General features: G+C 42.4%; 24 protein-coding genes. 12 read left to right on the forward strand and 12 right to left on the reverse strand.

All coding sequences use genetic code 11. The features are described 5' to 3' along the window. Nucleotides 1–66: 66 nt before the first annotated feature. Nucleotides 67–816, forward strand: a complete 750-nt coding sequence (locus GC102_RS11925; protein ID WP_171689732.1) for a spermidine synthase — start codon at nt 67–69, stop codon at nt 814–816. A gap of 137 nt (nt 817–953) precedes the next feature. On the opposite strand, the gene GC102_RS11930 is transcribed toward GC102_RS11925, so the two are convergent. Beyond that, nucleotides 954–1,364, reverse strand: a complete 411-nt coding sequence (locus GC102_RS11930; protein WP_171689733.1) for an SRPBCC family protein — start codon at nt 1,362–1,364, stop codon at nt 954–956. Nucleotides 1,365–1,625: 261 nt separating this feature from the next. Here GC102_RS11930 and GC102_RS11935 point away from each other — a divergent pair, with 261 nt between their 5' ends. Next, complete coding sequence (locus GC102_RS11935) at nt 1,626–3,182, forward strand: ABC-F family ATP-binding cassette domain-containing protein (RefSeq protein ID WP_029195725.1); 1,557 nt, start codon at nt 1,626–1,628, stop codon at nt 3,180–3,182. A 377-nt stretch (nt 3,183–3,559) separates the two neighbouring features. On the opposite strand, the gene GC102_RS11940 is transcribed toward GC102_RS11935, so the two are convergent. Together GC102_RS11940 and GC102_RS11945 are read right to left on the reverse strand one after the other, a co-directional pair. Beyond that, nucleotides 3,560–4,444, reverse strand: a complete 885-nt coding sequence (locus GC102_RS11940) for a prohibitin family protein (RefSeq protein ID WP_171689734.1) — start codon at nt 4,442–4,444, stop codon at nt 3,560–3,562. 783 nt (nt 4,445–5,227) lie between these two features. After that, nucleotides 5,228–6,181, reverse strand: coding sequence for a substrate-binding domain-containing protein (locus tag GC102_RS11945; protein WP_171689735.1), 954 nt, complete (start codon nt 6,179–6,181; stop codon nt 5,228–5,230). 197 nt (nt 6,182–6,378) lie between these two features. Between GC102_RS11945 and modA the strand changes: the two genes are divergently transcribed. Continuing rightward, nucleotides 6,379–7,239: a molybdate ABC transporter substrate-binding protein gene (gene modA, locus GC102_RS11950; protein ID WP_246320873.1), complete on the forward strand. Its 861-nt coding sequence runs from the start codon at nt 6,379–6,381 to the stop codon at nt 7,237–7,239. 2 nt (nt 7,240–7,241) lie between these two features. Continuing rightward, nucleotides 7,242–7,913, forward strand: a complete 672-nt coding sequence (gene modB, locus GC102_RS11955; RefSeq protein WP_171689753.1) for a molybdate ABC transporter permease subunit — start codon at nt 7,242–7,244, stop codon at nt 7,911–7,913. Between the two features lie 93 nt (nt 7,914–8,006). Here the strand turns inward: modB and GC102_RS11960 are convergent, their stop codons facing one another. Then, entirely contained in the window at nt 8,007–8,738 is a 732-nt protein-coding gene (locus GC102_RS11960; protein ID WP_246320874.1) for an MOSC domain-containing protein, read from the reverse strand. 127 nt (nt 8,739–8,865) lie between these two features. On the opposite strand from GC102_RS11960, the gene GC102_RS40575 reads away from it, so the two are divergent. Further along, nucleotides 8,866–9,198 (forward strand): DUF5658 family protein, encoded by a 333-nt coding sequence (locus GC102_RS40575; RefSeq protein WP_376769364.1) that lies wholly within the window; start codon nt 8,866–8,868, stop codon nt 9,196–9,198. An 8-nt stretch (nt 9,199–9,206) separates the two neighbouring features. Here the strand turns inward: GC102_RS40575 and GC102_RS11965 are convergent, their stop codons facing one another. Continuing rightward, a complete protein-coding gene (locus GC102_RS11965) occupies nt 9,207–10,148 on the reverse strand; it encodes a helix-turn-helix transcriptional regulator (RefSeq protein ID WP_171689736.1) in 942 nt (313 codons plus the stop codon). Nucleotides 10,149–10,275: 127 nt separating this feature from the next. On the opposite strand from GC102_RS11965, the gene GC102_RS11970 reads away from it, so the two are divergent. Next, on the forward strand, nt 10,276–11,025 hold the full coding sequence (locus GC102_RS11970; RefSeq protein ID WP_171689737.1) for an alpha/beta fold hydrolase: 750 nt from the start codon (nt 10,276–10,278) through the stop codon (nt 11,023–11,025). Here GC102_RS11970 and GC102_RS11975 read toward each other — a convergent pair. Next, nucleotides 10,983–12,212 (reverse strand): hypothetical protein, encoded by a 1,230-nt coding sequence (locus GC102_RS11975; protein ID WP_171689738.1) that lies wholly within the window; start codon nt 12,210–12,212, stop codon nt 10,983–10,985. The genes GC102_RS11970 and GC102_RS11975 overlap by 43 nt on opposite strands. 39 nt (nt 12,213–12,251) lie before the next feature. Here GC102_RS11975 and GC102_RS11980 point away from each other — a divergent pair, with 39 nt between their 5' ends. Then, nucleotides 12,252–12,404: a hypothetical protein gene (locus GC102_RS11980; protein WP_171689739.1), complete on the forward strand. Its 153-nt coding sequence runs from the start codon at nt 12,252–12,254 to the stop codon at nt 12,402–12,404. Between the two features lie 181 nt (nt 12,405–12,585). Here the strand turns inward: GC102_RS11980 and GC102_RS11985 are convergent, their stop codons facing one another. The 6 genes from GC102_RS11985 to GC102_RS12010 form a co-directional block, all read right to left on the reverse strand. Further along, nucleotides 12,586–13,062 (reverse strand): hypothetical protein, encoded by a 477-nt coding sequence (locus GC102_RS11985; protein ID WP_171689740.1) that lies wholly within the window; start codon nt 13,060–13,062, stop codon nt 12,586–12,588. 165 nt (nt 13,063–13,227) lie between these two features. Next, nucleotides 13,228–13,434, reverse strand: a complete 207-nt coding sequence (locus tag GC102_RS11990) for a hypothetical protein (protein ID WP_171689741.1) — start codon at nt 13,432–13,434, stop codon at nt 13,228–13,230. 90 nt (nt 13,435–13,524) lie between these two features. After that, nucleotides 13,525–14,106, reverse strand: a complete 582-nt coding sequence (locus tag GC102_RS11995; protein ID WP_171689742.1) for a BsuPI-related putative proteinase inhibitor — start codon at nt 14,104–14,106, stop codon at nt 13,525–13,527. Between the two features lie 159 nt (nt 14,107–14,265). After that, nucleotides 14,266–15,159, reverse strand: a complete 894-nt coding sequence (locus tag GC102_RS12000) for a PhzF family protein (protein WP_171689743.1) — start codon at nt 15,157–15,159, stop codon at nt 14,266–14,268. Nucleotides 15,160–15,270: 111 nt separating this feature from the next. Continuing rightward, nucleotides 15,271–18,534, reverse strand: coding sequence for a response regulator (locus GC102_RS12005; protein ID WP_171689744.1), 3,264 nt, complete (start codon nt 18,532–18,534; stop codon nt 15,271–15,273). A 35-nt stretch (nt 18,535–18,569) separates the two neighbouring features. Further along, on the reverse strand, nt 18,570–19,853 hold the full coding sequence (locus tag GC102_RS12010) for an EAL domain-containing protein (RefSeq protein ID WP_171689745.1): 1,284 nt from the start codon (nt 19,851–19,853) through the stop codon (nt 18,570–18,572). A gap of 272 nt (nt 19,854–20,125) precedes the next feature. Here GC102_RS12010 and GC102_RS12015 point away from each other — a divergent pair, with 272 nt between their 5' ends. The 5 genes from GC102_RS12015 to GC102_RS12035 all read left to right on the forward strand — a co-directional run bounded on the left by GC102_RS12015 (nt 20,126) and on the right by GC102_RS12035 (nt 24,628). Beyond that, nucleotides 20,126–20,830: a response regulator transcription factor gene (locus tag GC102_RS12015; protein WP_171689746.1), complete on the forward strand. Its 705-nt coding sequence runs from the start codon at nt 20,126–20,128 to the stop codon at nt 20,828–20,830. A gap of 229 nt (nt 20,831–21,059) precedes the next feature. Continuing rightward, the gene (locus tag GC102_RS12020; protein WP_171689747.1) at nt 21,060–21,890 is read left to right on the forward strand and encodes a Ppx/GppA phosphatase family protein; all 831 of its coding nucleotides are present in this window, start codon (nt 21,060–21,062) and stop codon (nt 21,888–21,890) included. A 76-nt stretch (nt 21,891–21,966) separates the two neighbouring features. Then, nucleotides 21,967–22,959 carry a zinc-binding dehydrogenase gene (locus GC102_RS12025; protein ID WP_171689748.1) on the forward strand — a complete coding sequence of 331 codons (993 nt, stop codon included), beginning with the start codon at nt 21,967–21,969 and terminating at the stop codon, nt 22,957–22,959. Between the two features lie 602 nt (nt 22,960–23,561). After that, entirely contained in the window at nt 23,562–24,164 is a 603-nt protein-coding gene (locus GC102_RS12030; protein WP_171689749.1) for a TetR/AcrR family transcriptional regulator, read from the forward strand. 20 nt (nt 24,165–24,184) lie between these two features. Further along, nucleotides 24,185–24,628, forward strand: coding sequence for a DoxX family protein (locus GC102_RS12035; RefSeq protein WP_171689750.1), 444 nt, complete (start codon nt 24,185–24,187; stop codon nt 24,626–24,628). The last annotated feature ends 88 nt before the right edge of the window (nt 24,629–24,716 follow it).

The following is a 24,716-nucleotide window of genomic DNA, read 5'->3' on the forward strand; positions in this document are numbered from 1 at the left end:
TTGATCAAATTACCATATTGCTTAATTAATTCATACATTTTCTTTTATAAGAAGGAGCTGCATAACTTGGATTTACTGTTTAAAGAAGTCAGCAATAATCACGAGATATCTGTATATGACACGCCAGAATTGTATGGTGAAAAAGGAAACTTCCGAGTATTGGAGTTTTCCAATAAGGCTATACAAGGTGCGATGGATTTGAATAATCCCGCACGAATCCTATTCGAATATCCAAGGGCGATTATCCATTTAATGGATTACAACACCCCATCATTCGAGGATGTGTTTATCATTGGGCACGGAATTGGAACGATTGCAGGGCATTATTCGGAGAAACGATTTAAAGTAGCGGAGCTCGATGATAAGGTCGTGGAGTTAAGCAAGCGGTTTTTTGGATACAGCAAGGATAATGTGATTGTTGGTGATGGACGCCAGATTCTCGAGTGTGAAGACCCGCTGACTTACGATTATATTATTTTAGATGCCTTCACGGAGAAGGGGACTCCTCTGCATTTAACATCTAGGGAATTTTTCAGGATAACGAGGGAAAAACTCGATTCGCAAGGATCTATCATCATGAATCTGATGGGCAAAGGCGAGAATGATCAGCTCCTGAACGCCATTCATACGACGCTTAGCGAGGAATATGCTTATATCAAATCGTTTGCCCTGCCATCTGAGGGTGCCGCCGACATCCTAAATATCATTATCATGGGCAGAAACAAACCAATCGGATTTCAAGCACGCCACATGGCGGGTTTCACAGAGATTGAACTAGGACAAGGCTATGTCATTAGGGATAGCAGCCCAAAGTGAGAAAACCTCTATCGAGGCAATTCAAGGTTGAGCGACCAAATAAGAAAGCGGTTTTCGGGAACCGAAAACTTATATTTTCTTATGTGGACATAAAAAAAACGTTATCGTTCAAGCGAACGAATAACGCTTTTTTTGTGTTAGGCGAAGAATTGTTTTAGCGGTTCCCAGTAGTTGATATGCCAACCCTTAGACAAATGTTCACTTTGGTCCTCAGGAAATCCTGTATGGCTCAAGGTTAAGCGAGTTCCCTCCCCTTGTTCCTCCAGCTCGAACTTCACTAGGGAATATACGCCCTCTTCCCAATCCTTGATGCGCCATGCTTGAATAATTCGCTTATTTGGCCTTAGCTCTATATTCTTCCCTACGACCATCCCTCCGAAGCAGGAAAAGGTGCCGCTGGATTCTGTCGATGTTTCTGTCGGAGAGCCTCCCATCACCTCACTAAACAGTGTTGCATCGGTCAATGCCTCGTAGATGCGACTCGGACTCACGGGGAATATCACCTCTTGTTGGATCGTAGATGCACATTTGCTAGATATTGTCGTCATTGTCTTCTCTCTCCCTGATCTTGAAGTTGTAGAATATGTAAGCAATTTGAAAGTGAAGGTATGTCGATGCCTCATCCTAATGAAGAGACAGGGCAATGTTATTTTCCCCAATTCTAGGTAACCTATGAAGGAATATGTAGCCATAACAACAAATATTGCGACGTCTAGCTGCTCGAAATTGGGATGGTCTTTTTTGGTGTTGTTCGTTACCTATCGTTTATAATAAAATAAGATTAAAGTTCAAAAGAAAAGGTGTCATTCATGAGCATATTAAACGTAGAACGACTAAGTCACGGCTTTGGAGACCGCGCCATCTTCAACGATGTATCCTTCCGCCTACTCAAGGGCGAGCACATCGGACTCATCGGCGCTAACGGTGAAGGGAAGTCCACCTTCATGAACATCATTACAGGTAAGCTCCAGCCGGATGACGGCAAGGTCGAGTGGTCCAAGCGTATGCGCGTTGGTTATCTGGATCAACATGCTGTACTTAACAAAGGCCTTTCGATCCGCGATATCTTAAAGGGAGCCTTTCAATATCTGTTCGATATGGAACAGGAAATGAACGATATGTACGCCAAGATGGGCGACGTAACGCCAGAAGAGCTTGAGCAAATGCTTGAAGATGTTGGAACGATTCAGGATACACTGACGAATCAAGATTTCTACATGATCGATGCCAAGATCGAAGAAACGGCCCGTGGACTAGGCCTTACGGATATTGGACTAGATAAGGACGTCAATGATTTAAGCGGTGGGCAGCGGACGAAGGTATTGCTTGCGAAGCTTCTGCTCGAAAAGCCGGATATTCTGCTCCTCGATGAGCCGACGAACTATCTGGATGAACAGCATATCGAATGGTTGAAACGCTACCTGCAAGAGTATGAGAATGCCTTCATTCTCATCTCACATGACATTCCATTCCTCAACAGCGTTATTAACCTGATTTATCACATGGAAAATCAAGCCTTAAATCGCTATGTTGGCGATTATGAGCATTTCCAGCAGGTTCACGAAATGAGAAAGTCGCAGCTTGAATCCGCTTATAAGCGTCAACAGCAGGAAATTTCTGAATTGAAGGACTTCGTTGCTCGTAACAAAGCGAGTGTCGCGACGCGGAATATGGCGATGTCCCGGCAAAAGAAGCTGGACAAGATGGAAGTTATCGAGCTGGGTAGAGAAAAACCGAAGCCGCAGTTTAATTTCAAGGAGGGGAGAACGGCTGGTAAGCTGATTTTTGAAGCGACAGATCTCGTTATCGGTTACGAGGATCCCTTATCCAGACCCCTCAACCTTCGCATGGAACGAGGTCAGAAGATCGCGCTTGTTGGGGCGAACGGAATCGGTAAGACGACATTGCTGCGCAGTATTTTAGGTGAAATCAAGTCACTATCCGGATCTGTACAAAAGGGAGATAACCTCCAAATTGGTTACTTCCAACAGGAGATCAAAGATTCCAATAACAACACCTGTATTGAGGAAGTGTGGAATGAGTTCCCCTCGTTCTCACAATTCGAAGTACGCGCGGCGTTAGCCAAATGCGGGCTCACAACCAAGCATATCGAGAGTAAAGTTGTGGTACTCAGCGGTGGTGAGAAAGCTAAGGTTAGGCTTTGCAAGCTGATCAACCGTGAAACGAACTTACTCGTGCTCGATGAGCCGACGAATCACTTGGATGTCGATGCGAAGGATGAACTGAAGCGTGCTCTCCAGGCGTACAAAGGCAGCATCCTGCTGATTTCCCATGAACCGGACTTTTATCGCGATGTCGTAACAGAAACATGGAACTGTGAATCTTGGACGACGAAAGTGTTTTAAATTGTATCTGAGGAGCTTACCTAATCGCTTGCGATTAGGTAAGCTTTTTATATTATTGTACAATAGCGTTGCATTAAATTTCAGCTCAATTACAAATTCTAACTTGCGCCAAAAATTTAAGCGCATGGACAAGCATACACTACTTTCGTCATGAAGTGTTCCAGAAAGAACTTGGGATCACATCCATCAGGACGGCAGGATAATTAATATTTTAAAAGCACTCGATCTAGAGGTAGAACAAGATCAATTTATTGAGTTACTCTCTTCCGGTCAACTTATAAATGAAACCACCGCCGACCATCACCTGATGGTGATGAGCACTTATTCGTGGATTATCGCAAGTCAGATACAATTCCAAATTATTATAAAGCACTTAATTACTTCTTAGTTTCTGTTGGTACTGGAGTTTTGCTCGGTAACATGTTAATCAAAGAACCGTTTCCCCAAGCATCAGGCACATCGCCCTTCCAAGCCTCAAGGAATTTATAATCAACCAAGTCAGCAGTAATTGACTTAGCAAGCTCTAGGTTACCCTTTGCTTTTTGTTGAGCTACATATAGATCAGCATCCGCTTTAGCTTTCGCTGCTGTAGCGTCTGCTTCTGCTTTTACTACATTTTGTTGAGCGTCGATCTTAGCTTTATCTAGATCGTTCTGAGCTTTCATTGCATTTTGAGCAGCAATTTGTTTCTGCTCAATAGACTGATTAAATGCATCAGAGAATGTAAAGTTAACAATAGAGATATCCCCTACTTGGATGTTGTAAGCCTCTAAAGCTTTCTTCAATAATTCATTTGTCTCTAAAGCTACACGTTCACGCTTTGAGATTAGCTCCTCTGCGCTGTACTTAGCTGTAACCTCTTTAAATATCTCTTGCACGTGAGGATTGATTACCTTGGCGTCGAAATCTAAACCAACATCATGGAGTAACTTGTAAGCTACCCCTTTAGGAATTGTAAAGTTAACAGCTACATGACTATGAACAGGTTGCAAGTCTTTGGAAGATGCCGCTGCATCTGCTTCCGATTTAGCTACTTGAGTATTAACTTCAACAATGCTTGAGATGAACGGCCACTTCCAATGAGGACCTGGCTCCAGTACTGTTGAGCTAACACTACCTAATGTTTTTCTGAATCCAACATGACCGTTTTCCACTGTACTAAACGAAGTCAAAATAAATAGTAATATTGCAACTCCACCAGCTCCATATTTGATCCCTTTGGTTAAAGTCGATCCTTTTCTTACGTTCATACCGGTTTCCATAGTTACACTCTCCTGAATAGTGAATTAGTTTATTAGCACCTAATCTCTTTACTTCAAAATCTATTCATCTAACTCACCTTCAATACATCATTCAAAACCCACATTGCCACTTGCAGAAACAGAACACACATTCGTTGAGCAATAATAAGCACTCCGCGTGGAGTGCTAAAAAGTATTTCCATAAAATCGTATCAATTCCGAAAATTCTTTGGTTAATTGAGCCGCAAGTCTACTACCTTGAAGAAATGATCTATTTCCTCTTATTCAAAATAAAGCATGATTTCTTCTTTGAAAATTCGGGTGTTATTTCGACCCTTGCTATCTTACTCAGTCGCCCAAACAGCTATTACGATACATGTTTCATTCTCCTCACTACATTTTCTAACATAGGACAAGGCTTGTCTAATCAAGTTTTGATAAAGAAAAAGCACCGCGTGGGTGCTTAATCTTTCTATTTTTCATATTTTCTTTTTTCATACTCTTTCTGCTTTTCCTCAGTAACTTTTAACTAGAAAACCAAATGAGGGCAACGATCCCCGCTTGATTCGGACTCTCACGAATGTCTTGTTGGTGCGCTTGCTGGTTTGTATTTTTCTTGCATTCGTTTCCAAGTATGAATAACTTTTGTAGCTGTGGTTGGCGTTCCTTTGGAGCTACATACAATGAGGTCATTGTCTTGACGGAGTTCCTCCTCCTCTTACTCCAAAGCGATAACCAAAAACATGCCAATTCACTAAGCCACAAGTGAATGAGCATGTTTTAAAATGCAATAGTTCCGATACGCTAAGTCTCGAATAAAATGCGTCCTGTCTGCGATAAGTCATAACCTTGGATAGGACGCAGCTCATTGTGGAAGGATTCGGATTGTAATACTTGCTTAACTCTCTCAATCCATTCTAAGTTTTCCGGCTTCTTTAACATGACAAGGTCATATCGTTCTTGAATAAGCGGAATGAACTCAACGCCGCCAACCATATAGGCTGCTTTTTCAATCCCTACTCCGAAATCCGCTTCACCCGTGGCTACTTTACCAGCCACACCCATGTGATTCGATTCCTCCTGCTCATAACCGCTTAGCTGTTGATGTGGAATTCCATGAAGACGGAGCTGCTCATCGAGAAGAACACGTGCTCCGGAACCTTTTTCACGATTGACCAATTGAAGTCCAGGCTTCTTGAGATCAGCCCATCCGTAGATCTGTTTAGGATTTCCTAGTTTAACGTATAAGCCAGCCGATCGTGAAACGAGATTCATAACAAGATAGGAAGAACCCGTCAGCAATTTTCGGATATAGGGAATGTTATATTCACCTGTGTCACCATCCAGCAAATGGGTACTGACAATATCAGATTCACCCTTATACATCGAGATTAAGCTATCCAGACTCCCCACGTAAGAACGTAGCGGTCTGTAATTGGATACATGTTTCTCGATATGTTTGGCCAAAATGTCCAAGCTAACATCTTGTCCAGTTATAACAAGAGATTGTTTTGAAGATGAGGCAGCATGGAATTGCTGCTGTGCAGGAGGTTCGGCCAGATCCTTTTTGGGAGTAGAGGCCATACCTCCTTTCGTACGTGTTTTATATGCTTCGAGATCCGATGCGTCAACGCGCATTTGCTTACCGACACGATAGGAGGGCAGATCACCTTTTTTAATTAGATCATAGACGGTTAGTTTGGAAATTTTCAAAAGCTTAGATATTTCTTCTGTTGTATAGGAAATGTCAGCTGTCATTGTAAACCTCCAAAAGCATGTTTTTCATAAAGTACATACATCAAAACTGCTGATACATTATCATCTATCATAAGCTGATAAATAGGGTATTTCAATCCCGTTGTTTACTAATTAAATATGGTTTTATATAATGATCAATAATTATACTATTTTATTTATAATCAAATAGATATAAACTTAAACTTGGAGGGTACATAATGTTAAAATTAAGAATGTTTAGTTATGTTTTATCATATTTCGTCATATCGGCAATGATTATCACAGGATGCTCGAGTCAAAAGGGACAATCCGTTGCAAGTACAACACCAACTCAAACCGCTGAAGCAACAGCAACACCTAATTCGACACCAGTACCCACTGAGAAAGTCGAATTAACGATTTCCGCAGCCGCAAGCTTAACCGATGCCTTCAATGAGATTCAAACGAATTACGAGAACAAGAACAAACAAATTAAACTTAATTTTAACTTCGGAGCTTCCGGGGCTCTGCAACAACAAATCGAACAAGGAGCTCCTGTAGATTTATTCTTTTCGGCAGCCACTAAAAATATGAAAACACTAGTCGACAAGCAGTTGATAGAGCCAACACAGCAAAAAAGCTTGCTAATTAATGAATTAGTTCTCGTTGTTCCAGCTGATGGTAAAGTGAATGTACAAAAAATAGATGATTTAACAAACGAAACGATCAAACACTTAGCAGTCGGAGAACCGCAGACCGTCCCTGCTGGCAGCTATGCCAAAGAGGCACTAACTAACTCTAAGCTTTGGGACACACTTCAAGCCAAAATCGTACAGGGCAAGGATGTACGCCAGGTACTTACCTACGTAGAGTCCGGGAATGCCGAAGCCGGTTTTGTTTATAAGACCGATGCATTGACTTCAAAAAATGTGAAAGCAGCTTTTAGTGTTGATCCAAAAACGTACACGCCAATTGAATATCCTGCCGGTATTGTAAAAGCAACAAAACATAGCAAAGAGACCGCTGACTTTTACACCTATCTTCAAAGTAAAGAAGCACAAGATGTGTTTGTAAAATACGGATTCTCTATTCCAAAATGATGATGAAACAGATTAATTGGACAGAATTTGCTTATCCGATAATCCTTTCATTAAAGGTTGCCGTCGTATCCAGCCTTTTCGTTCTGTTGATTGGTGGATTAGCAGCTTGGGGAATGTCGCGGCGGAACTTTCGCGGAAAGACATTGTTAGAAACGACGTTTCTTCTGCCTCTGGTACTGCCTCCGACAGTCGTTGGCTTTATCTTGCTGGTCCTTCTGGGTAAAAAAAGTTGGATTGGGTACCTCATGGAAATCTTCTTCAATCAGTCGATCATCTTTACATGGGGAGCTGCCGTTATCGCTTCGATCGTGGTGGCTTTTCCATTAGTTTATCAAACGATGAAGACCGGATTTTCCTCGGTCAACAAAGATCTAGAGGATGCAGGGAGATCAACGGGAGCAAACGAGTGGCAAGTTCTACGCTATATAACCTTACCTTTGGCATGGCGCTCTGTTACGACAGCTTACATTCTTGGCTTTGCTCGAGGGCTGGGGGAATTCGGTGCAACACTTATGATAGCAGGCAACATCCCTCACAAAACTCAAACGTTGCCTACCGCCATATACATTGCTGTTGAATCTGGTGATCAAACCCTAGCATGGTGCTGGGCAGGAGCCATTATCGTTATCTCATTCGGACTTATGTTTTTCGCCAACCACAAGCCCAAGAATTAGAGAAGTTGGATGTATGAAATCCTTCTACTTTTTATGTCCGGAAAACATATAGGAGTTTCATTTATATTTTCCGGACCTGCTTAATTCACGAGGTTAATCTACTAAATATACCTTCTCACCAACATGAATGGGTCCCGTCTTTATGACAGAAGCATAAACACCGAAATTTAAATTCATCTCCTCATTAATTTTCTTCAATAAAGAAACATCGCGTTCGAGTGTATCTGGATCGATAATAGTCATTGAGCAACGCTCACAATAACTATCAATTTGTAATTCAGAACTGCCTATCCGTATTCGTTTACCTATCCAATTACCTTCATTACTGGAGTTTTCATCTAATGCCACAACTAGGTTTGCTCTAAAGCGTCTTCTATCCAATCTCTTTCCCCATATCTCTTCAAGCTTGCGTAAAGTAGTGTCCGTAATGATTAAGATACTCCCCGAATCGACAGCCATCAGATCAGCGTTCTGCGGTTTATAGCACTTCATAGACATCTTTCTTTTGGAATACCTTTGGATTTCATCTAATAATTCTTCACTCCAGTTAAAGATTCGTCCATCTGGCGATGTTACTACTAACTCAGGCAGCTCACCTTCATGATCCTCCCCTATGATTTTCGCCTTATAAGCAAGCATGTTAGGGATCTCTCTAGCCGTGATGAAACTATCCCATCCTTCTTTTGTTTCATCAATAAAGGCAAAACAGCGATCGCCGTCTAAACCACTTTTCACAATATGGCTAGCCTGTAAAGCCTCTCCAGCAAATGACTTTACAGGAAATCGCATTATTTCACTAATTTCACCTACGCTATGTAATGTCAAAATAGATCCTCCTAGTCTTTATACTTTTATTTGCAAATGACCTATTTTTCAAAAGTTACATTATGTATCATCCGTATATAACCATATCAATTCCACTTCATTCTTGCATTTGAAAGTGAGGACGCCTATGGATGTCGTTCGTCAATTTTTTATCAGTAAAACACTTATTTGGTTACTTATCTTTTGTTGTACTGACGCTTTATTCACAGATATTGGCCTGCATCTGGCATTCATCGAGGAATTAAATCCACTTATCCGAAGTATTTACGAGTGGCATGTTAGTGGATATTATTTGGTTAAACTAATACTTCCTTTGATCCTAATGGCTATCTACCCCCATATTCGAAAAAGGGTCTGGGTCCAGCCCTGTTTGACCCTCACCGTCTTGATCTACGGAGCCGTGAATGTATACCATTTCATCTGGTTGTCTTATGGATTGACTTATGTTGCGAAAGGCTAATCATTCAATCAGCTATATAGTCGTCGCATGGATTCAATTTTTTGCTCAATGTACGCAATAGCTTCAATTGGTCCCTGTATTTTGGCTTCTTCCCCCAGTTGCCAGACAAGTTCCACATAGAAATGTACGTCCTCAGCCGCAATTGGAACAGCTGCAGTCCCGCTACCGTCTTCATTGCGTTGTATAGTAGAAGTAAACCGAGTATTGGACTCGAGCAACCACACGCCTTTTTTAGTCAATTCCAGTAGGAGCACTTTCTGTTCGAGATGGTCTTTTTCAGGCTTATCCAGCAAGGTTTTTTGTTCGATGTCTCCTCGGCAAGGGATCGATTCGTTCAGAGAAGCGGAGAGGAACCGATCCGCCCTGAACTGCCTAATTTCTTCACGCAAAAAACAATAGGCAGGACAATACCAATAACCAGAACTCGCATACAGACCGATGGGCTGGATGTTCCGTTTCAACACGCCGCTTCTAGAATTGTAATCTATAGTCACCACACTGCGAATCATAATCGCCTGCAGAAGGGTTTGAAGAATTTCCGGAGACATTAGCCGATACGGGCTGTAGATCGCAACCCTATTCTTTAAACGATCTATCTGCTCCCTTACGTCCGCAGGGGAGTAATGATAAAACTTATGCAGCGCAGAGCCCGCCCCATCGCCAAAAGGTAAAGAACTAAAGTAGTTCAAAGACTGGCAGGCGAAAAACATAGCGACCGCTTCGCCTTCGGAGAAGCTAATCGGGGGAAGCAATCTCTCCTGCAGCAGCTTATAGCCTCCCCCTCTCCCCTGGATGGAATAGATGGGAACGCCGAGCTCACTCAGTTCCTGTAAATCCCGCGTAATCGTTCGAGTAGATAACCCTAATTCATCAGCCAACTCTTTAACGGTAAAGGACTTTCTGGCGTTAACCATCATAATCAGTTGGATTAGTCGCTGTGACTTTTGCAACCGCATCCCCCTCTCTCGAGATCTTTTATTCATTTTATCACATAAATAAGACATTTATTGTCTTATTTATGTGATATCCTCATCTTAGAATCCAATCATGAGCAAGGATCCGAGGAGGAAATGAAAGATGAATAAACAAGAGCTTACACAAAAGAAGACGGGTTTCGTATTTATTCATGGAGCAGGCTTGGAAAGTGGCGTCTGGGACAAAGTTATTGAGGGACTTGATCATCCCTGTTTACAGATCGATTTTCCTTATCGGAAAGGTTCTGTTGAATCGAGGAAGGAGCTTACTCTAGGGGATTATGTGACTCATTTGAAAAGACAGATTGATGCATGGGAGACTCCGAAGTTTGTTATTGTTGCCCATTCACTTGGGGGAGTTCTCGCTCTTAGACTTGCATCAGAACTGTCCGATCGTTTGATAGGCTTAGTTGCAGTTGGAGCGGCAATTCCGAAGAATGGGGGGTCATTTTTATCCGTTCTTCCATTCCCCAAGAGGATCCTGATGTCTACCATTTTACGTAAAATGGGTACGAAACCACCCGAGTCTGCGATCCGAGCTGGGTTATGCAATGACCTTACACTGGAGCAGACATCGGATATTGTAAAAGGATTCGTTCCAGAGTCCGTTCGTGTTTATACAGACCCTATCGATGTGTCCGTTCCGGCTGTACCGAAGCTTTATGTGAAGCTAACTAAGGATAAAGAATTCGGTTTGTCCTTACAAAATAAAATGATCTCAAATCTTTCTCCACAATCGGTGCAAAGTCTGGATACCGGGCATTTACCGATGCTTAGCGATCCGGATGGATTGAAGCTTATACTGCAAAACTATGGCCGCACCCATTTGGCTCCCAGCCAAGTATGGATGTAATACCACAACTCCCCGTTTGGAGACTTCCATTCGCGTGAAGCGGTGACGGTTTGTGGTGTGAAGGTGAGCTCCTGCGCAGTCAATGAAGATTCCATATACGGTGTGTCCAGTGCAATGGATGCTGCCGTCAGTTCAAGACTAACATCATTCAGCTTCACCCCGAGCTTCGCATCGTTATCGAAGTCACCGGTCAACCGGGAAGAGATTTCCTTGGCCAGGTTGATCCATTTACCAGAACCGTCTGTTACGACAAAGTACCAACCCTCTATTTTGCCAATCGCATGAACGGTTTGTGGCAGCTGAGGCCCAGGTAACTCGCCACTATAAGGGAATGGTAATTTGTAATAGTGAAATGAGACAGGAATGTCCAGCTTAAGGTCGACCTTCTCAACACCCTCAAACCCAAGTCCATGGGAATCATTTGCGTGTATCCATCTTAGTCCTTTCGATGTATCGACTTTATACCAAACGCTTGGAGGAACCATTCGCGCTTGCTGCATATACTTCTCAATAGGCTTTATGATCTGAGGGGTCAGCTTCGGCTCGTCAGACAACGGTTTCTCGAAAGGCAGCATATAGACCTCAGTCTCCTGTTCAATCGATATCATTTCTTCGACCGGAGAACCTTTGTATTTTTCTGCATAATGATACGGGCGAATCCACTTGTCGCCAAGCCATGAAGTTTTGATTAAATACCACTTATCATTGGAGTAGCATGGCGTGTAAGGGTCGCAGACAGAGATAGAGGCAACTGCCTGAACCGTTTGCGGAGAGAGTTTGTACGCGGTCATCTTCATCGGTGACGCTGAGTCATACAGATCTGTTTCCTGTTCGAGTAAAGTCAGCGTTTGCTCCTGAAGTTCCATTTGTCCGTATTTGTACGCGCCTTCCTTCAAGTTAATCCATGCTTCACCAAGCCATGTCATAACCGGCACTTTATCCATACCAGTGATGCCCAGCAGCATGTTACTCTCTATCGGAGCTAGGTGGACAGACTGGAAGGCGCTAAGCGAGCCGATGGCCTCATCCGATCTTGTTTCCTTGCTTGCATATAAAGTAAACTCGTCCAACAAGGTTACATAAGGCATAGCACTTGGTGCAGCAAGCTCCTGTTCAGCCTGAGAGAGCTGCGGCCCGGATAGTACAACTATGGCTGCTGCCAGTAGCGAGGTTAACCATTTGCTCAAATCAATCATCTCCTTTCGATAATTAGACGTGAGTTTTGCATGAAAGTTACAATTTTTCCCTCGAATTGTCCAACGCGCGACAAAGCGCCCTACCGATTGTCCGATAAGGCGCTCAAAGATATTACCGATATTCCAAAGCTATTTACCCGTGGCGATTGCAACGATATTTTGAACAATATGATAGATGATTAACGCGGCAAAAACGAGCACAGAAATCGTAGCGTAAATTCTTCGAGGACTCTGGTACCACTTTGGAAATTGCTCAAGTCGTTTATGTGATTGAAAGCCTTGAACGATATCGCCATGCTTAATTACCTCGTTAAAAGGCGCTCTCTCTTCTGTGGCAACCTCATTGGCTGATTTCTCGGTTTGATTAGTTAGGAATCCAAAATACCTCCATATTAAAGGTATCTTTATCTTTCTCCTGACTCGTGCACCCTATAAAAGAATAAACCGTGTTTCGCTCTTTTTTTATATCTTCTATCCCTTTACAAGTATATAAGGCTGTTGATGTTTCACCAAGATACGTAATATTTTGTACATATGTAATCATTTTGCCGTTAAAATGAAAGGTGCTGAAATTATGAATATCTTTCATATCATCAAACCAAATTCTGGTGAATGAATCACTTTTCCCTTCTTGAACATGTTTTATAAACTTGATATATCTATCCGAATTGCTGGTTACTCCTCTGTAAGCTAATATGACGCTTATATTTTCCGTCAATTTTGATGAGTGATAATAAAATTCCTTTTCGATGTTTTTAATGAACAAAGTAAAATCTTTACGCAGTACAACTCCAGAAAGAATTAGGAGGAGTATAAAAGATGAGATAACATATTTTTTCACAAAGCAGTCCCTTTCTAGTTCGGCAGCTCACTTAAAAGTAAATTTCCTTGTTTAGATAAAATGTGTATCCCCTCCATATTCCCCCTAATTATAAGGCACAAAAAATAGTTAGCAATAAAAAAAGCCACATTGAAAACTCTCAACATGGCTCTCCTATTTTTCATTTTAATTCAATCTGCCGGGTTCTTTATTAACTTCAAAGTTAGTCGTATCGCTATAGCTCTCACCCATCGCCTGATAGTTAGACGGAACTTCCTCATCTGTCTGGTCCACATTATTCGAGATAGCGTTATCCGCGTTCTCTTCCGGATTCGAGGTTATGGCCCAGCTAACTGGACGTCCAAGCTTCTTATGCAATTCATTTTGATCCAAAGAAATCCCTCCATTGTAACATCATTAAATACACTTCACGCTATTGTTACTCAAAGGAGCGGATTTCATTCGAAGCTATGGACAAACTACTTATCTAGCAATTTCAATCATTGATTTATCAGTTAGGTCATATGGGCTGATTTTTCCGGATTCCATGTCTATGTCTATCATGACTTTTACAACAATTGTATAGTTCCCTGACGGAACCGGATTGCCTTTATTATCGTTTAAATTCCATTCTTCATTAAATGTAAGCTTTTCGTTATTTTTAAAACCCCTGATTATCAAGGCTTGGGTAAACGCTTTATTAATAGACCATTTATAAATCTCCTTTTTCTGCTCATTGTAGATGAAAATATCATATTTTTGCCCAGACCCATATGAAATTTGCTGATCTTTGCCTGACACATTCTGAAGAGAAAAGTTCAGTTTTACACTCCTATCTTCTTTTAACAATGCCAATGAAGTTTTAAAAAGTCCTGACACGGGCTTGGATTTTTCCTCCTTCTCTTTCAACAATCGTTTTTCAATTTCAGTGTCAATAGTGATTCCTCTATCTACTTGTACTGGCTCCAAGTTCTCCAATGCTTGATGATCTTTATTTATGCCAGCAGAGCAACCAACAAATAATGTACATAAAAGAAGTCCACAAAAAAATTTCCCTTTTCCCATAATCGTTCACCTCAAATGGTTAGACGGATACTATATACAAAATGTTCCAATATTTGGGGTTATCTATTATATTTTTAGATTGATTCCTTTCCCGTAAGGCAAGTTACTACTAGGCCTACGATTAACGGCCAACGTTTCTTCACGTGATTCCCCCTCAAGTTATATGGAAACCTCGAAATCTTTAACATGAACAGCAGTCCCCTTAACCTCTATACCATACTGATCATTGTTTCGTGTTACTGTTACGTGAATTCTGCCATCTCTGCCCATTTCATGTCCTTGCTCAATCAAAAGATTTAGTGGAGAGTCAGCTTCCTTGTTCATATATTTGGCATAATAAGCCCCCATTACACCAGAAGCGGTGCCAGTAACCGGGTCCTCAATCGTACCGGAATAGGGAGAAGAAAAATGACAAGCATGCATGTGCGAATTCACATCGTATGTTTCAAGGCAGAAAGGATGTACCGAAGCCTTTGGCATTTCTTTTAATACCTCTGGAAATTGCTTATTATTCGGTTTCATTTCCTTGAAAGTACTAAGTTTTTTTATAGGGACTAACAATGTCCATATGCCCGTGCTTCCATATAATGTTGGTAGAGTGGTTTCTATATCTTCTTCTTGAATCCCCATGGCAGATGCCAAATCTTTCAGTGAACCATTGAAGTCTTGGAATTGCGGAGGAGCTTGCTGCATCGTTATGTATATCCCTTTATTCAGGTGTGAGTCAAGTATAATAGATAACACGCCTGCTTTTGTTTCAATCGTCAAATCGGTTTTATCTACAAGCAACCCTTTTGTTTTCAATGCATAAATGGTTGCCATTGTAGCGTGACCACAGAGGTTCATTTCATGACCAGGTGTAAAAAATCGGATCTTGAGATCAGCTTTTTCGGACTTAAGCGGGAAAGCCGTTTCGTTAAAACCAACTTGTTCTGCTATTTTTTGCATGTCATCGTCAGAAAACGTTTCGCCTTCCAACACGACACCCGCAGGGTTACCCATGTTAGGAATATGACTGAATGCATCGTAATGATAAACTTTTATTGTTTTCATATCGTACACCTGCCTTTTCACTATTAATCTTCAAGTCCCTATTATATGATTTTTCTCCTCTTCAAAAAAGAAAAAGCTGCCGCGGCAGCTCCCAAAGTTAGAGCCAGTCGTCTAACGACTCCGGTAATTTGCTTGCAGGACATCTTGCTTCACGGCAATTATCCGCTCAATCTCAACCTGAATACGTATAATCCCCTCATGACAGGCATCCCAATTTATATCGTTTTCCATCTCTTTTTCCAAAGCCAGAACCGCCGTTAACAGCGGCTCCGCGTAGAAATTGGCTGCAATACCTTTAAGCGTATGAACCATTCTGCGTGCAGTCGCATTCTCCTGATTGATGATCAATGTGAAAAATTGCTCTGAGAAATTGCGGTAATCCTGCTTAAATTTCTCCACCATATATTGAAGAATATGTATTTTATGATCGATATTTCTCATTATTTGCGTGGTGTCTACACCCTCGATTTCAAATAACCAATTCGGATCTAGCCACTTCTCAAGCATATTGGAAAGCTGCTTTTCATCTACTGGTTTAATCAGGATGTCATTCAGCCCAAGTTTAAGTATTTCCGGCCGTTCTTGCATCATGACATCTGCCGTAAGGGCAATGATCGGGATCCTATTCATCTGTTTGAGCTTCCTCAGTCGCTGTGTTGCCTCATAACCATCCATCTCAGGCATATGAATATCCATTAGAATCAGTTTCCATTCCTGCTGATCAACAAGTTCCAGGACTTCATAGCCATTCTGGGCAATAACTGCTTGGTAACCTAATTGTTCAAGAAGACCAATAATCACCAATTGATTAATTTCATTATCCTCAGCAACTAAAATACTACCTCTGGACATAGACAACGAGTTATTTACGTCAATGGAATGGTTTGCAGAGCCTTGAGATGCCTCCAGTCTACGTTGATTCAAAGCTTGTAAACTGTTCTGCAATGTCAGCCTGCTGACGGGCTTAACAATAACTGCATCCGCTTTCAGCTGCGATGGCAATTCGGACATTTCCTCTCTGCCTTCAAGTGTTGTAAACGCAATCACTCTCGTCTGTGAGCGATCTATCAAATCTAAGACATGACGCCAAGTGGCGGGATGCTGCATTTGATCCATTTGCATATCCAGGAATAGATAGTCATTTGCCGACTTGTTCGCGCTATCATGTTCCAATGAAGCAAACAAATCAGATGAGGATGTAACCATATCCACATGAAACTGAAAGGAACCTAGGAGCTCAGATATATGCTGCGCTACAACTGGATGATCTTCAGCTAACAGCGCACGATTATTCCCCCGCGGTAGCCCAGCGTGCTTATGCAGCCGATTTGTCTCTTTCCCTGCATTCCCCTTTGTACCAAACATCAGGCTAAAATAAAAGCGGCTGCCTTCCCCAAGGACCGTATCTACTTGCAAAACGCCCCCCATGGACTGCACCAAATGCTGACAAATGACAAGTCCTAATCCGGTACCGCCATACCTGCGGCTTATGGATGTATCCGCTTGCGAAAACGGTAAGAATAGCTGTGATAGCTGCTCCTTCGAGATACCAATTCCAGAGTCTTCCATCGCAAAAGAAACAACGACCCCTTCGTCCACATAATTCTCGACCCGAACTTTCAATCGGATATAACCTTGCTTGGTAAATTTAATCGCATTATTAGATAAATTAATGAGTACTTGTTCTAGACGAAAGGAATCACCGCTAACGATATCCGGTAAATCTGCTGGAGTATCCAGCATGATCTCAATTCGCTTTTTGCCTATTGATACGCTGACCAGATCGGCAACCTTTTGGAGCGATAATTCTAATGAGAAATCCACCATCTCCAAGGTCATTTTGCCTGCCTCGATTTTTGAAAAATCAAGAATATCATTAATCGTTGCAAGCAGGACATTCGAGGAACAATCAATTTTGTCCAAATAATCCTTCTGAATCGCAGTCAATTCTGTTCGTTGTAAAAGTAAAGAAAGTCCAATAATACCGTTCAGGGGCGTGCGTATTTCATGACTCATCCTAGCTAGAAACTTACTCTTCGCCCTGTTGGACTCATCCGCTTCTTCCCGCTTCTTCAAGTCGGTAATATCATGTACCGTGCCGGTGACTCCGGTGATTTCTGTTTTATCCTCATTGAATAAAGGGGACAAGGTGACGTTGTATGCATGCTGATTGCCATCCGGAAGCAGGAAATTGATCGCAAATTGCTGTGTCTTCCCCTTCTCAATCGTTTGTTTGAATACCCGCTCCCACTTCTCGGGTTCATCCATTTGGACCAGATCCGTTAATTGCTGTCCCCTTACTTGCTCATACTCTAGCTGAAAGGTCTGATACATTTTGTAGTTCGTAGAGGAAATGCTTCCATCCAGGCGAAATCTGAAAATAAAGTCCTCTGAATTTTCCACTAACGTCCGATATTGCTCATCTCTGACTCTCGCTTTGATTTGCGCTGCACGGTGCTCGGTCACATCCACGGCAGATCCAATCACTTCATTGACGGTACCATACTTATAAATGGGTTGTAAGTTAACAAGAATCGTAGCGCCACTGCTATCGTATTCATATGAGACTCGTTCACCCTGCCAAGCTTTATCATAATGCTGCTTTACGAATTGTTTGAACTCTTCACTTAATACATGAATTTCGTCCAACTCTTTGCCGATGAATTGACTAGGTCTCAGACCAAGATGATAGACCAGCTGTCCTTCAAATAAAATGTAAACGTATCGATCCCGGTGTTTATGGAGTTTAAACGTAAACCCTGCCTGAAAGCGCAGCATATCGATTAGTTCCTGTTCCACTTGGTAAATCTGCTGCTTATACTCACGAGCCCGAAGTAAATATCGCAGAAAACAAGCAACAAGAAACAAACAAAGCAGCTGAATGATAATATATCTGTAATAGATATCAAGCGGTGTTCGATAAACAAACCATATCATCGTATAATAAGACGGGTAGAAAATGACTCCTCCATATAACCATTTAAGCCAATATGAACGCGTTCTAGCAAAGATAATAGCAGTCCCCGTGACAGCTATCATTCCAAATAACAGCTGCGGAATATCTATGTGACCTTCAAAGATGTAACGCCCTATCCATAGACATACGAATGTAATACTTAAGGAGAAGAATCCTCCTAGATAAATAGAAAGCAGTAAAGCAACTCCGCGAAAATTAATAATAACGTGATCATCAACGTGGACACTGAAGTGTAAGAGGACAAAAACTAACATTCCGTATGAAAGGCCAATGAAAACCTTATAGAGCCAAGCAGGCTTCTGATTCAGTTTCATCGTTATGGAAAGCTGTTCCACGAATAATACAAAAATCGTTATAATAGCAAAATTGGTAATCAAAGCGTGAAGCAGAATAATCACCAGCCTATATCGACTTAGAATGTAGGATAATCACGCTATCCTGTTTGTTTGGTTTCTAGATGCAGCATTTCCTCTATACGCTTCGCCTTGACCGGCTGACTGAAATAATAACCTTGGACCAGCCTGCAGCCGCACTCCCGCAGTACTTGAAGCTCCTCCTCTGTCTCTACACCTTCCGCTACAACGAGAAGATTCAAATTTCTAGCCATCGTAACCATCGTGTTTACGATAACCGCATTCACTTGGCTTTGTATCAATCCCTTAATAAAGGATTGGTCAATTTTCAATTTATCAATGGGAAAATCTCTGAGATACCCGAGTGAGCTGTATCCGGTGCCAAAATCATCCATCGCAACGCGAACACCCAGCTTCTTCAGCTGACGAAGTGCGTCTGCGGCCAGCTCAACTTCCATACTCATGCTTTCGGTAATTTCGAGCTCCAAGTACTTGGGCTGTAAGCCTGTTTTCTCCAAGATAGTCTGAATCATCCGGCTAAGTCGGCTATCATTGAACTGTCGTCTGGACAGATTAACCGCAACAAACACTTTGGAGAGGCCAGCCTCCTGCCACCTCTTGTTCTGCATGCAGGCTTCCTTCAGTACCCATTCCCCAATTTCATGAATAAGACCGCATTCTTCCGCTATAGGGATAAAATCAGAAGGAGGTACATGACCCAAAGTAGCGTTGTTCCAACGAATAAGGCTCTCTAGTCCTACAATTTGATTCGTATATACATCAACAACTGGTTGATAAACAAGATGAAATTCCTGATTGTCAATCGCTCTTCGCAGGTGAAACTCGATGTCCATGCGCCTTTGGAACTGATCTTGTCTATGTGGCAGGGGGGTAGAAAGGACTGTTTCTACAATTCCTGTTGAATAGAAATGAGAGTCATAGACGCCTTGAATTCCGTTTTGAATGGCCATTTTGCATCGTTCAAGAAAATAAGAGGTCATAATCTTATTTTTCAATTCCTGGGATAACATTTCTTTATGAAAATAATCTGCCGCACCTAGCCGCATCGCTTGAATGGTCTTCATAGAACCTTCGGGTGTATGCGTACAAAGTACTACGACAGGAATAGGACTATGATTCATAATAAGATGAAGCGCAAGTAGTCCATCTGAGTTAACCATATCTAAATCAATGATGACCAAATCCGGTTTACTAGCCAAGATGCAGTCAAGTACGGTATTTCCACGCTTCGCCATACCTGTCATTACGAACTGTGTATCCTTCTCGATTAAGGACCCTACTTCTGATCTTAATTCACTTGAATCACTTACAATTAGAACACCATACCCGTCCAAAAGACCCATTTCCCCACCACCCTTACAAGCAATAAATACGCATTATCACTCTATTATACTTTCCACTTATTAGGTTACTTACATAAATGGTACGAATTTCCCCTTCTAATTTCGCTAATAATTTACTAACAATTTCTCTTAAAATGTCAATGATAGCGGTTTACTCTTAAATTTCGACACCGTATAATAGAATTAATGAGTAAAGTGTTAGCACATGCATTCCCTCTGTTCATTTCACGAATTTTGAATTGAAAATTTAGTTTAGTTTGGGGGAGTTTCTAATGGACAGAGTTCTACTAATTGAGGACGATGATATTATCGGAGAAATGATCTGTATGTATCTGAAAGAGGAAGACTTCCTAGTACTACGGTCCCACAATGGTCAGGAAGGCCTTGCTGCATTGCGTGAGTTCGAACCGGATCTCATTCTTCTCGACCTCAATCTTCCTGACTTTGAAGGAACTGAGCTGTGTACCTCCCTTCGGAACATAACTCCTGTACCCATTATTATTATTTCATCCGACTCTAGAGTGAGCGAAAAGATTGAAGCATTCACCGTTGGTGCTGATGATTACTTATGCAAACCATTCAGCATGCATGAGATGAAAGCCCGAATACAAGCCCTATTGCGTCGTTTCAAACTGGGACACCCTCCCGAGACTCCAAAACTTCAGGTAGAACATGAAGTTACCGTACCAGCCATGGATTTAAATATTAATTTGGAAAAAAGAACGCTCTACGTCCGAGGCGAGTCCATCGAAATGACGTTCTCCGAATTCGAGCTTATCCGGCTGCTGTACGAGCACCCCGAACGCGTTTACCGCAGAGAAGATCTCATAAATGCATTACGTGGTTTCGATTCCTACATAAACGACCGTGCCATTGACGTTCATATTACGAATTTGCGCAGAAAAATTGAAGTCAATCCCAAAGAACCGAAATACATAAAAACCGTGTGGGGCGTAGGCTATAAATTTGTCATGTGAAGATGACCCAATCCTTTCGAGGATTGGGTCATCTTTTTTGCTGAACATCCGGCAATCATGCTTTCTGTGTCGTAAAACAAGGCAATTTGTTGAAACTAGAACTTTATACAAACTTTTACTAATTTTTAGCAAAAATTGGTTGACATAGAAATCATTGATCCTTTAGTATTGGAGTTCTGAAGCCACGCTTGGGGATTACCAAACTACGAAAACAAATGGGTGAGATCTTATGCACAGTAATAAATTAATTTTGGATTTGGGAAGTCATAGTGCCAAAGTGTTCAGGAAATCAAACGACCAAATTGAGCAAGTGGATGTTCTAACATGGGAACTTCTGGAGAGCGGGGTGGACCTGCCGTCTATTGAAGGTACTTTAAAGTCTTTGCTTTCTACGCAGGGCTCCTTTATCGAAGGCCTTGGTCAAGGAGACATCGAAGCTATCGGTACAGAAGCGATGCGAAGATCACCTCATTTGTCCGAACATATGCAGGAAGTTTGTAGGAATTTGAGGATTGCTTACAGAACCATTAGCCAGAAAGAAGAGGCTGACTTACTGAAGAAAGCTATAGCCGAATCGGATATCCCCAGTGACCTTGATGTGATCAATGCCGGGGGAGGCAGCATCCAAATTATCACGAGTGAAAGCGAAGCTCCTTATCTGATTCCATTCGGCATCTCCGATCTTAACCAACAATTCAACTTACTTGGACCCCCAGATCAAAGACAGATTGCTACTTGTATCAAATGGCTCTCCTGCCGATTACCAACTTCCTTGGAGCAGTTTGCGTATACGGGCGGCGAGAAAACGTATTTGCGTCATTTCCAGATCGAGCTTGAGGATGATCTGTATTGCCATAGAAGTGATTTCACCCAACTAACCAGACAATTGGCAGCGCAGGACCTCCAAACCTTAGAAGCCAACTCTCCCTTCGATCCCAAATGGATGCGTGGGGCCATTGCCTCTAATTGTGTCGTTCTAGCTGGTTTGATCAAATCAGGTGCTTCTAAATTCATGCCATCGGATCTCAATATCGCTCATGGATTTATCAGACAGTTATAATATTCCCACTTTTGCAGCAGTCATATATAATCATTAGAGAACATCATACGCAAATAGATAAGGTGGGTTTACTCGCATGACGAAGATAATGAATGCCGTTATGATCAAGGAGTATGGTGGGATTTCAGGTATTGAATTTGGCGAGACTGCCATTCCGGATATAAACAGCGGCGAGGTGCTGATTAAAGTACATGCAGCCTCCATTAATCCCGCCGACTTATTATTTCTGCACGGTAATTATGGGATACAGCGAGAACTGCCTTCGGTTGGCGGCATGGAAGGATGCGGAACGGTTATCGCTACAGGCAACAGCCTTGTCGCACGAATGTTAAAAGGAAAACGTGTCGCCTTCGTATCCGAAGTCTACGGCTCTTGGGCGCCTTACACCAAAGCAAGTGCTATGACCTGCATGGTGCTGCCAGATCATGTATCTGATGAGCAAGGTGCTGTCTTCTTCGTCAATCCGGCGAGTGCCATGGCCATGGTGAAGATAGCCAAGCAGCATAAATCCAAAGCCATCGTTCAAACAGCCGGTGCTAGCGCACTTGGCCGAATTTTAGTGAAGCTCGGCAAAGAGCATGGTATTCCTGTGATTAGTGTTGTTCGCAAGGAAGAACAAGAACTGTTGCTGAGAGAATTAGGCGGACAGCATATCGTCAACAGCAGCTCAGCTACCTTCGAGAAGGACTTAAAGATTAAGTCCCATGAGCTTGGAGCTACCGTGTGCTTTGATGCCGTAGGAGGCGACTTGACGGGCCTCGTGCTATCGGCGCTACCTGATGGCGCTACCATTTTCCAATACGGCCTACTGGGAGGAAAAACGACAACGATCAACGCTGATGATCTTGTTTTTCGACGGAAACGTATCTCCGGATTCTGGGCGTCCGATTGGGTGAAAACACAATCGATCTTTGAACTTCTCGCCCTGCAGGGCTCGATGAAAAAATCAATCGGATCACAGATCCAAACCGAAATTAGCCAAAACTTCCCGATGAGTCAAACCGTAGATGCCATCCAGCAGTATATGGCGAATATGACTTCGGGCAAAGTACTACTGCTGCCGGTCTAGATATTGGCATATAAATAAGCGCATGCGCCATTTGAGCGGCATGCGCTTGTTTGTATGTTGGAGACCGTCGATTTATTCATCAATCTTGTTCTACATGAAGGTATCTTAAATCGGAATCCATCGTCTTATAGGTTCACTTAAGTCTGCAAGATGAATGAATCTCGATTCACGGTTGAATGATGTTATATAAAAGTGCAACAATTGCTGCTTAAATCCCGCCTCTCTCCCTTCGATGTTGCGTAATGTACAACAATTGGGCCCTAATCTGGCCATTTCGCAAGAAATGGGTTCAAAATGTTGTACAAACTGCAATTTCAACATAAAAAATAGCCTTTTGGCGTATACATTGTTGCAGATAATACAACACTGGTAACCACGAAAGCCCAATCAACCCTCACAAAGCTGCTGAACGAACTCAAAATCGAATTTTGTAGTTATGCCTACCAGTTGTTATGAGGAGGCACAATGAATAAATCGACAGCCTCTATCGTCCAATAATAATGATTTAACCTTATTTACAAACCAATGGTCGGTATGTATAATATGCTTATAGATATAAATAAACGATGTATTAGGTTACAAACGTAAACGGAGGGATTACTTTGAAGCAAGAGGAACGCAGGCAGCAAACAACAAAGTTGCTGCTGGATTCAACCAAAGAGCTAATACGGGAAAAAGGGTGTCACTCGATCACTATGAAAGACATCATGGAGAAATCAGGATTGTCAAAGGGGGCTATCTTCCATTACGTGAAGAGTAAAGACGAAATCTTTGCTTGGGTACTGCAAGAACGGCTAGAAGAGACCAACGAACGCTTTATGAACGAAGTGGAGAAAGGCCGCCCAACATTCGATAATCCAATGCAGAAGATCACAGAAAGTTTATCGGCTTTGGAAGATAGTCAGGATGTAACGAACAAAGTGCTGATGTATTTACTCGGAAAAGAGGATCAGCCTCTTGTAGCGGATGTGCTCAAGCAGTATTATGAGCGTTCTGTGCATGTATCCAAACAGTGGATAATGACTGGCCAAGAACATGGGGTCATTCCGGAATCAGTGGATACGGATAAGACAGCGGAGATGTTCGTTCTGCTCTCACTCGGTTTACGCTTGCGCTCCTCGATTCCACTGGCTGGGACTTCTTTTAATACCCAAGATTATTCGTTGTTTATGAAAGATATGTTACAAACCAATTCAAACCAATAGACTTTAACGGAGGGATATCCATGATACCTTTTTATGTGCTTGTTGTTTCGTTTACGCTATTTAGGGTTCTAGGTCTGTTCGGCTGGTCCTATTTCGACGGTTGGCAAACTCCGCTTCAACTAGCGGTGGCCATCATGCTGCTGATTACTGCTTCCGCCCACTGGGGTAAAAGCCGACAAGACCTGATCCGGATGGTTCCGCCCGCATTCCCGAGGCCGGATTTGCTGGTTACTGCCACTGGCTGGCTGGAAATTGCCGGAGCCATCGGTATTCTCCTCCCCGCTACTTCCCGCGTGGCTTCCATCTGCTTGGCGATACTGTTTCTAGCCATGTTCCCAGCCAATGTGAAGGCAGCCCGGGAACGATTAACAATCGGCGGGAGACCTACGCCTAAGCTGCTTGCCCGAACGCTGCTGCAGCTCGTGTTTCTCGCGGCGGTTCTCTTAGCGGGCAGCGCTAGCTAACCTTTTATCCATTTTCTCAAGTGTACGGTCGGACCGCTAACCCGCGTGTCGCGCGGGAAAGCAGAGCCATAGCGATGAAAAACATCGC

It is taken from the genome of Paenibacillus germinis (assembly GCF_013141785.1).
Classification (GTDB): Bacteria; Bacillota; Bacilli; order Paenibacillales; family NBRC-103111; genus Paenibacillus_E; species Paenibacillus_E phytorum.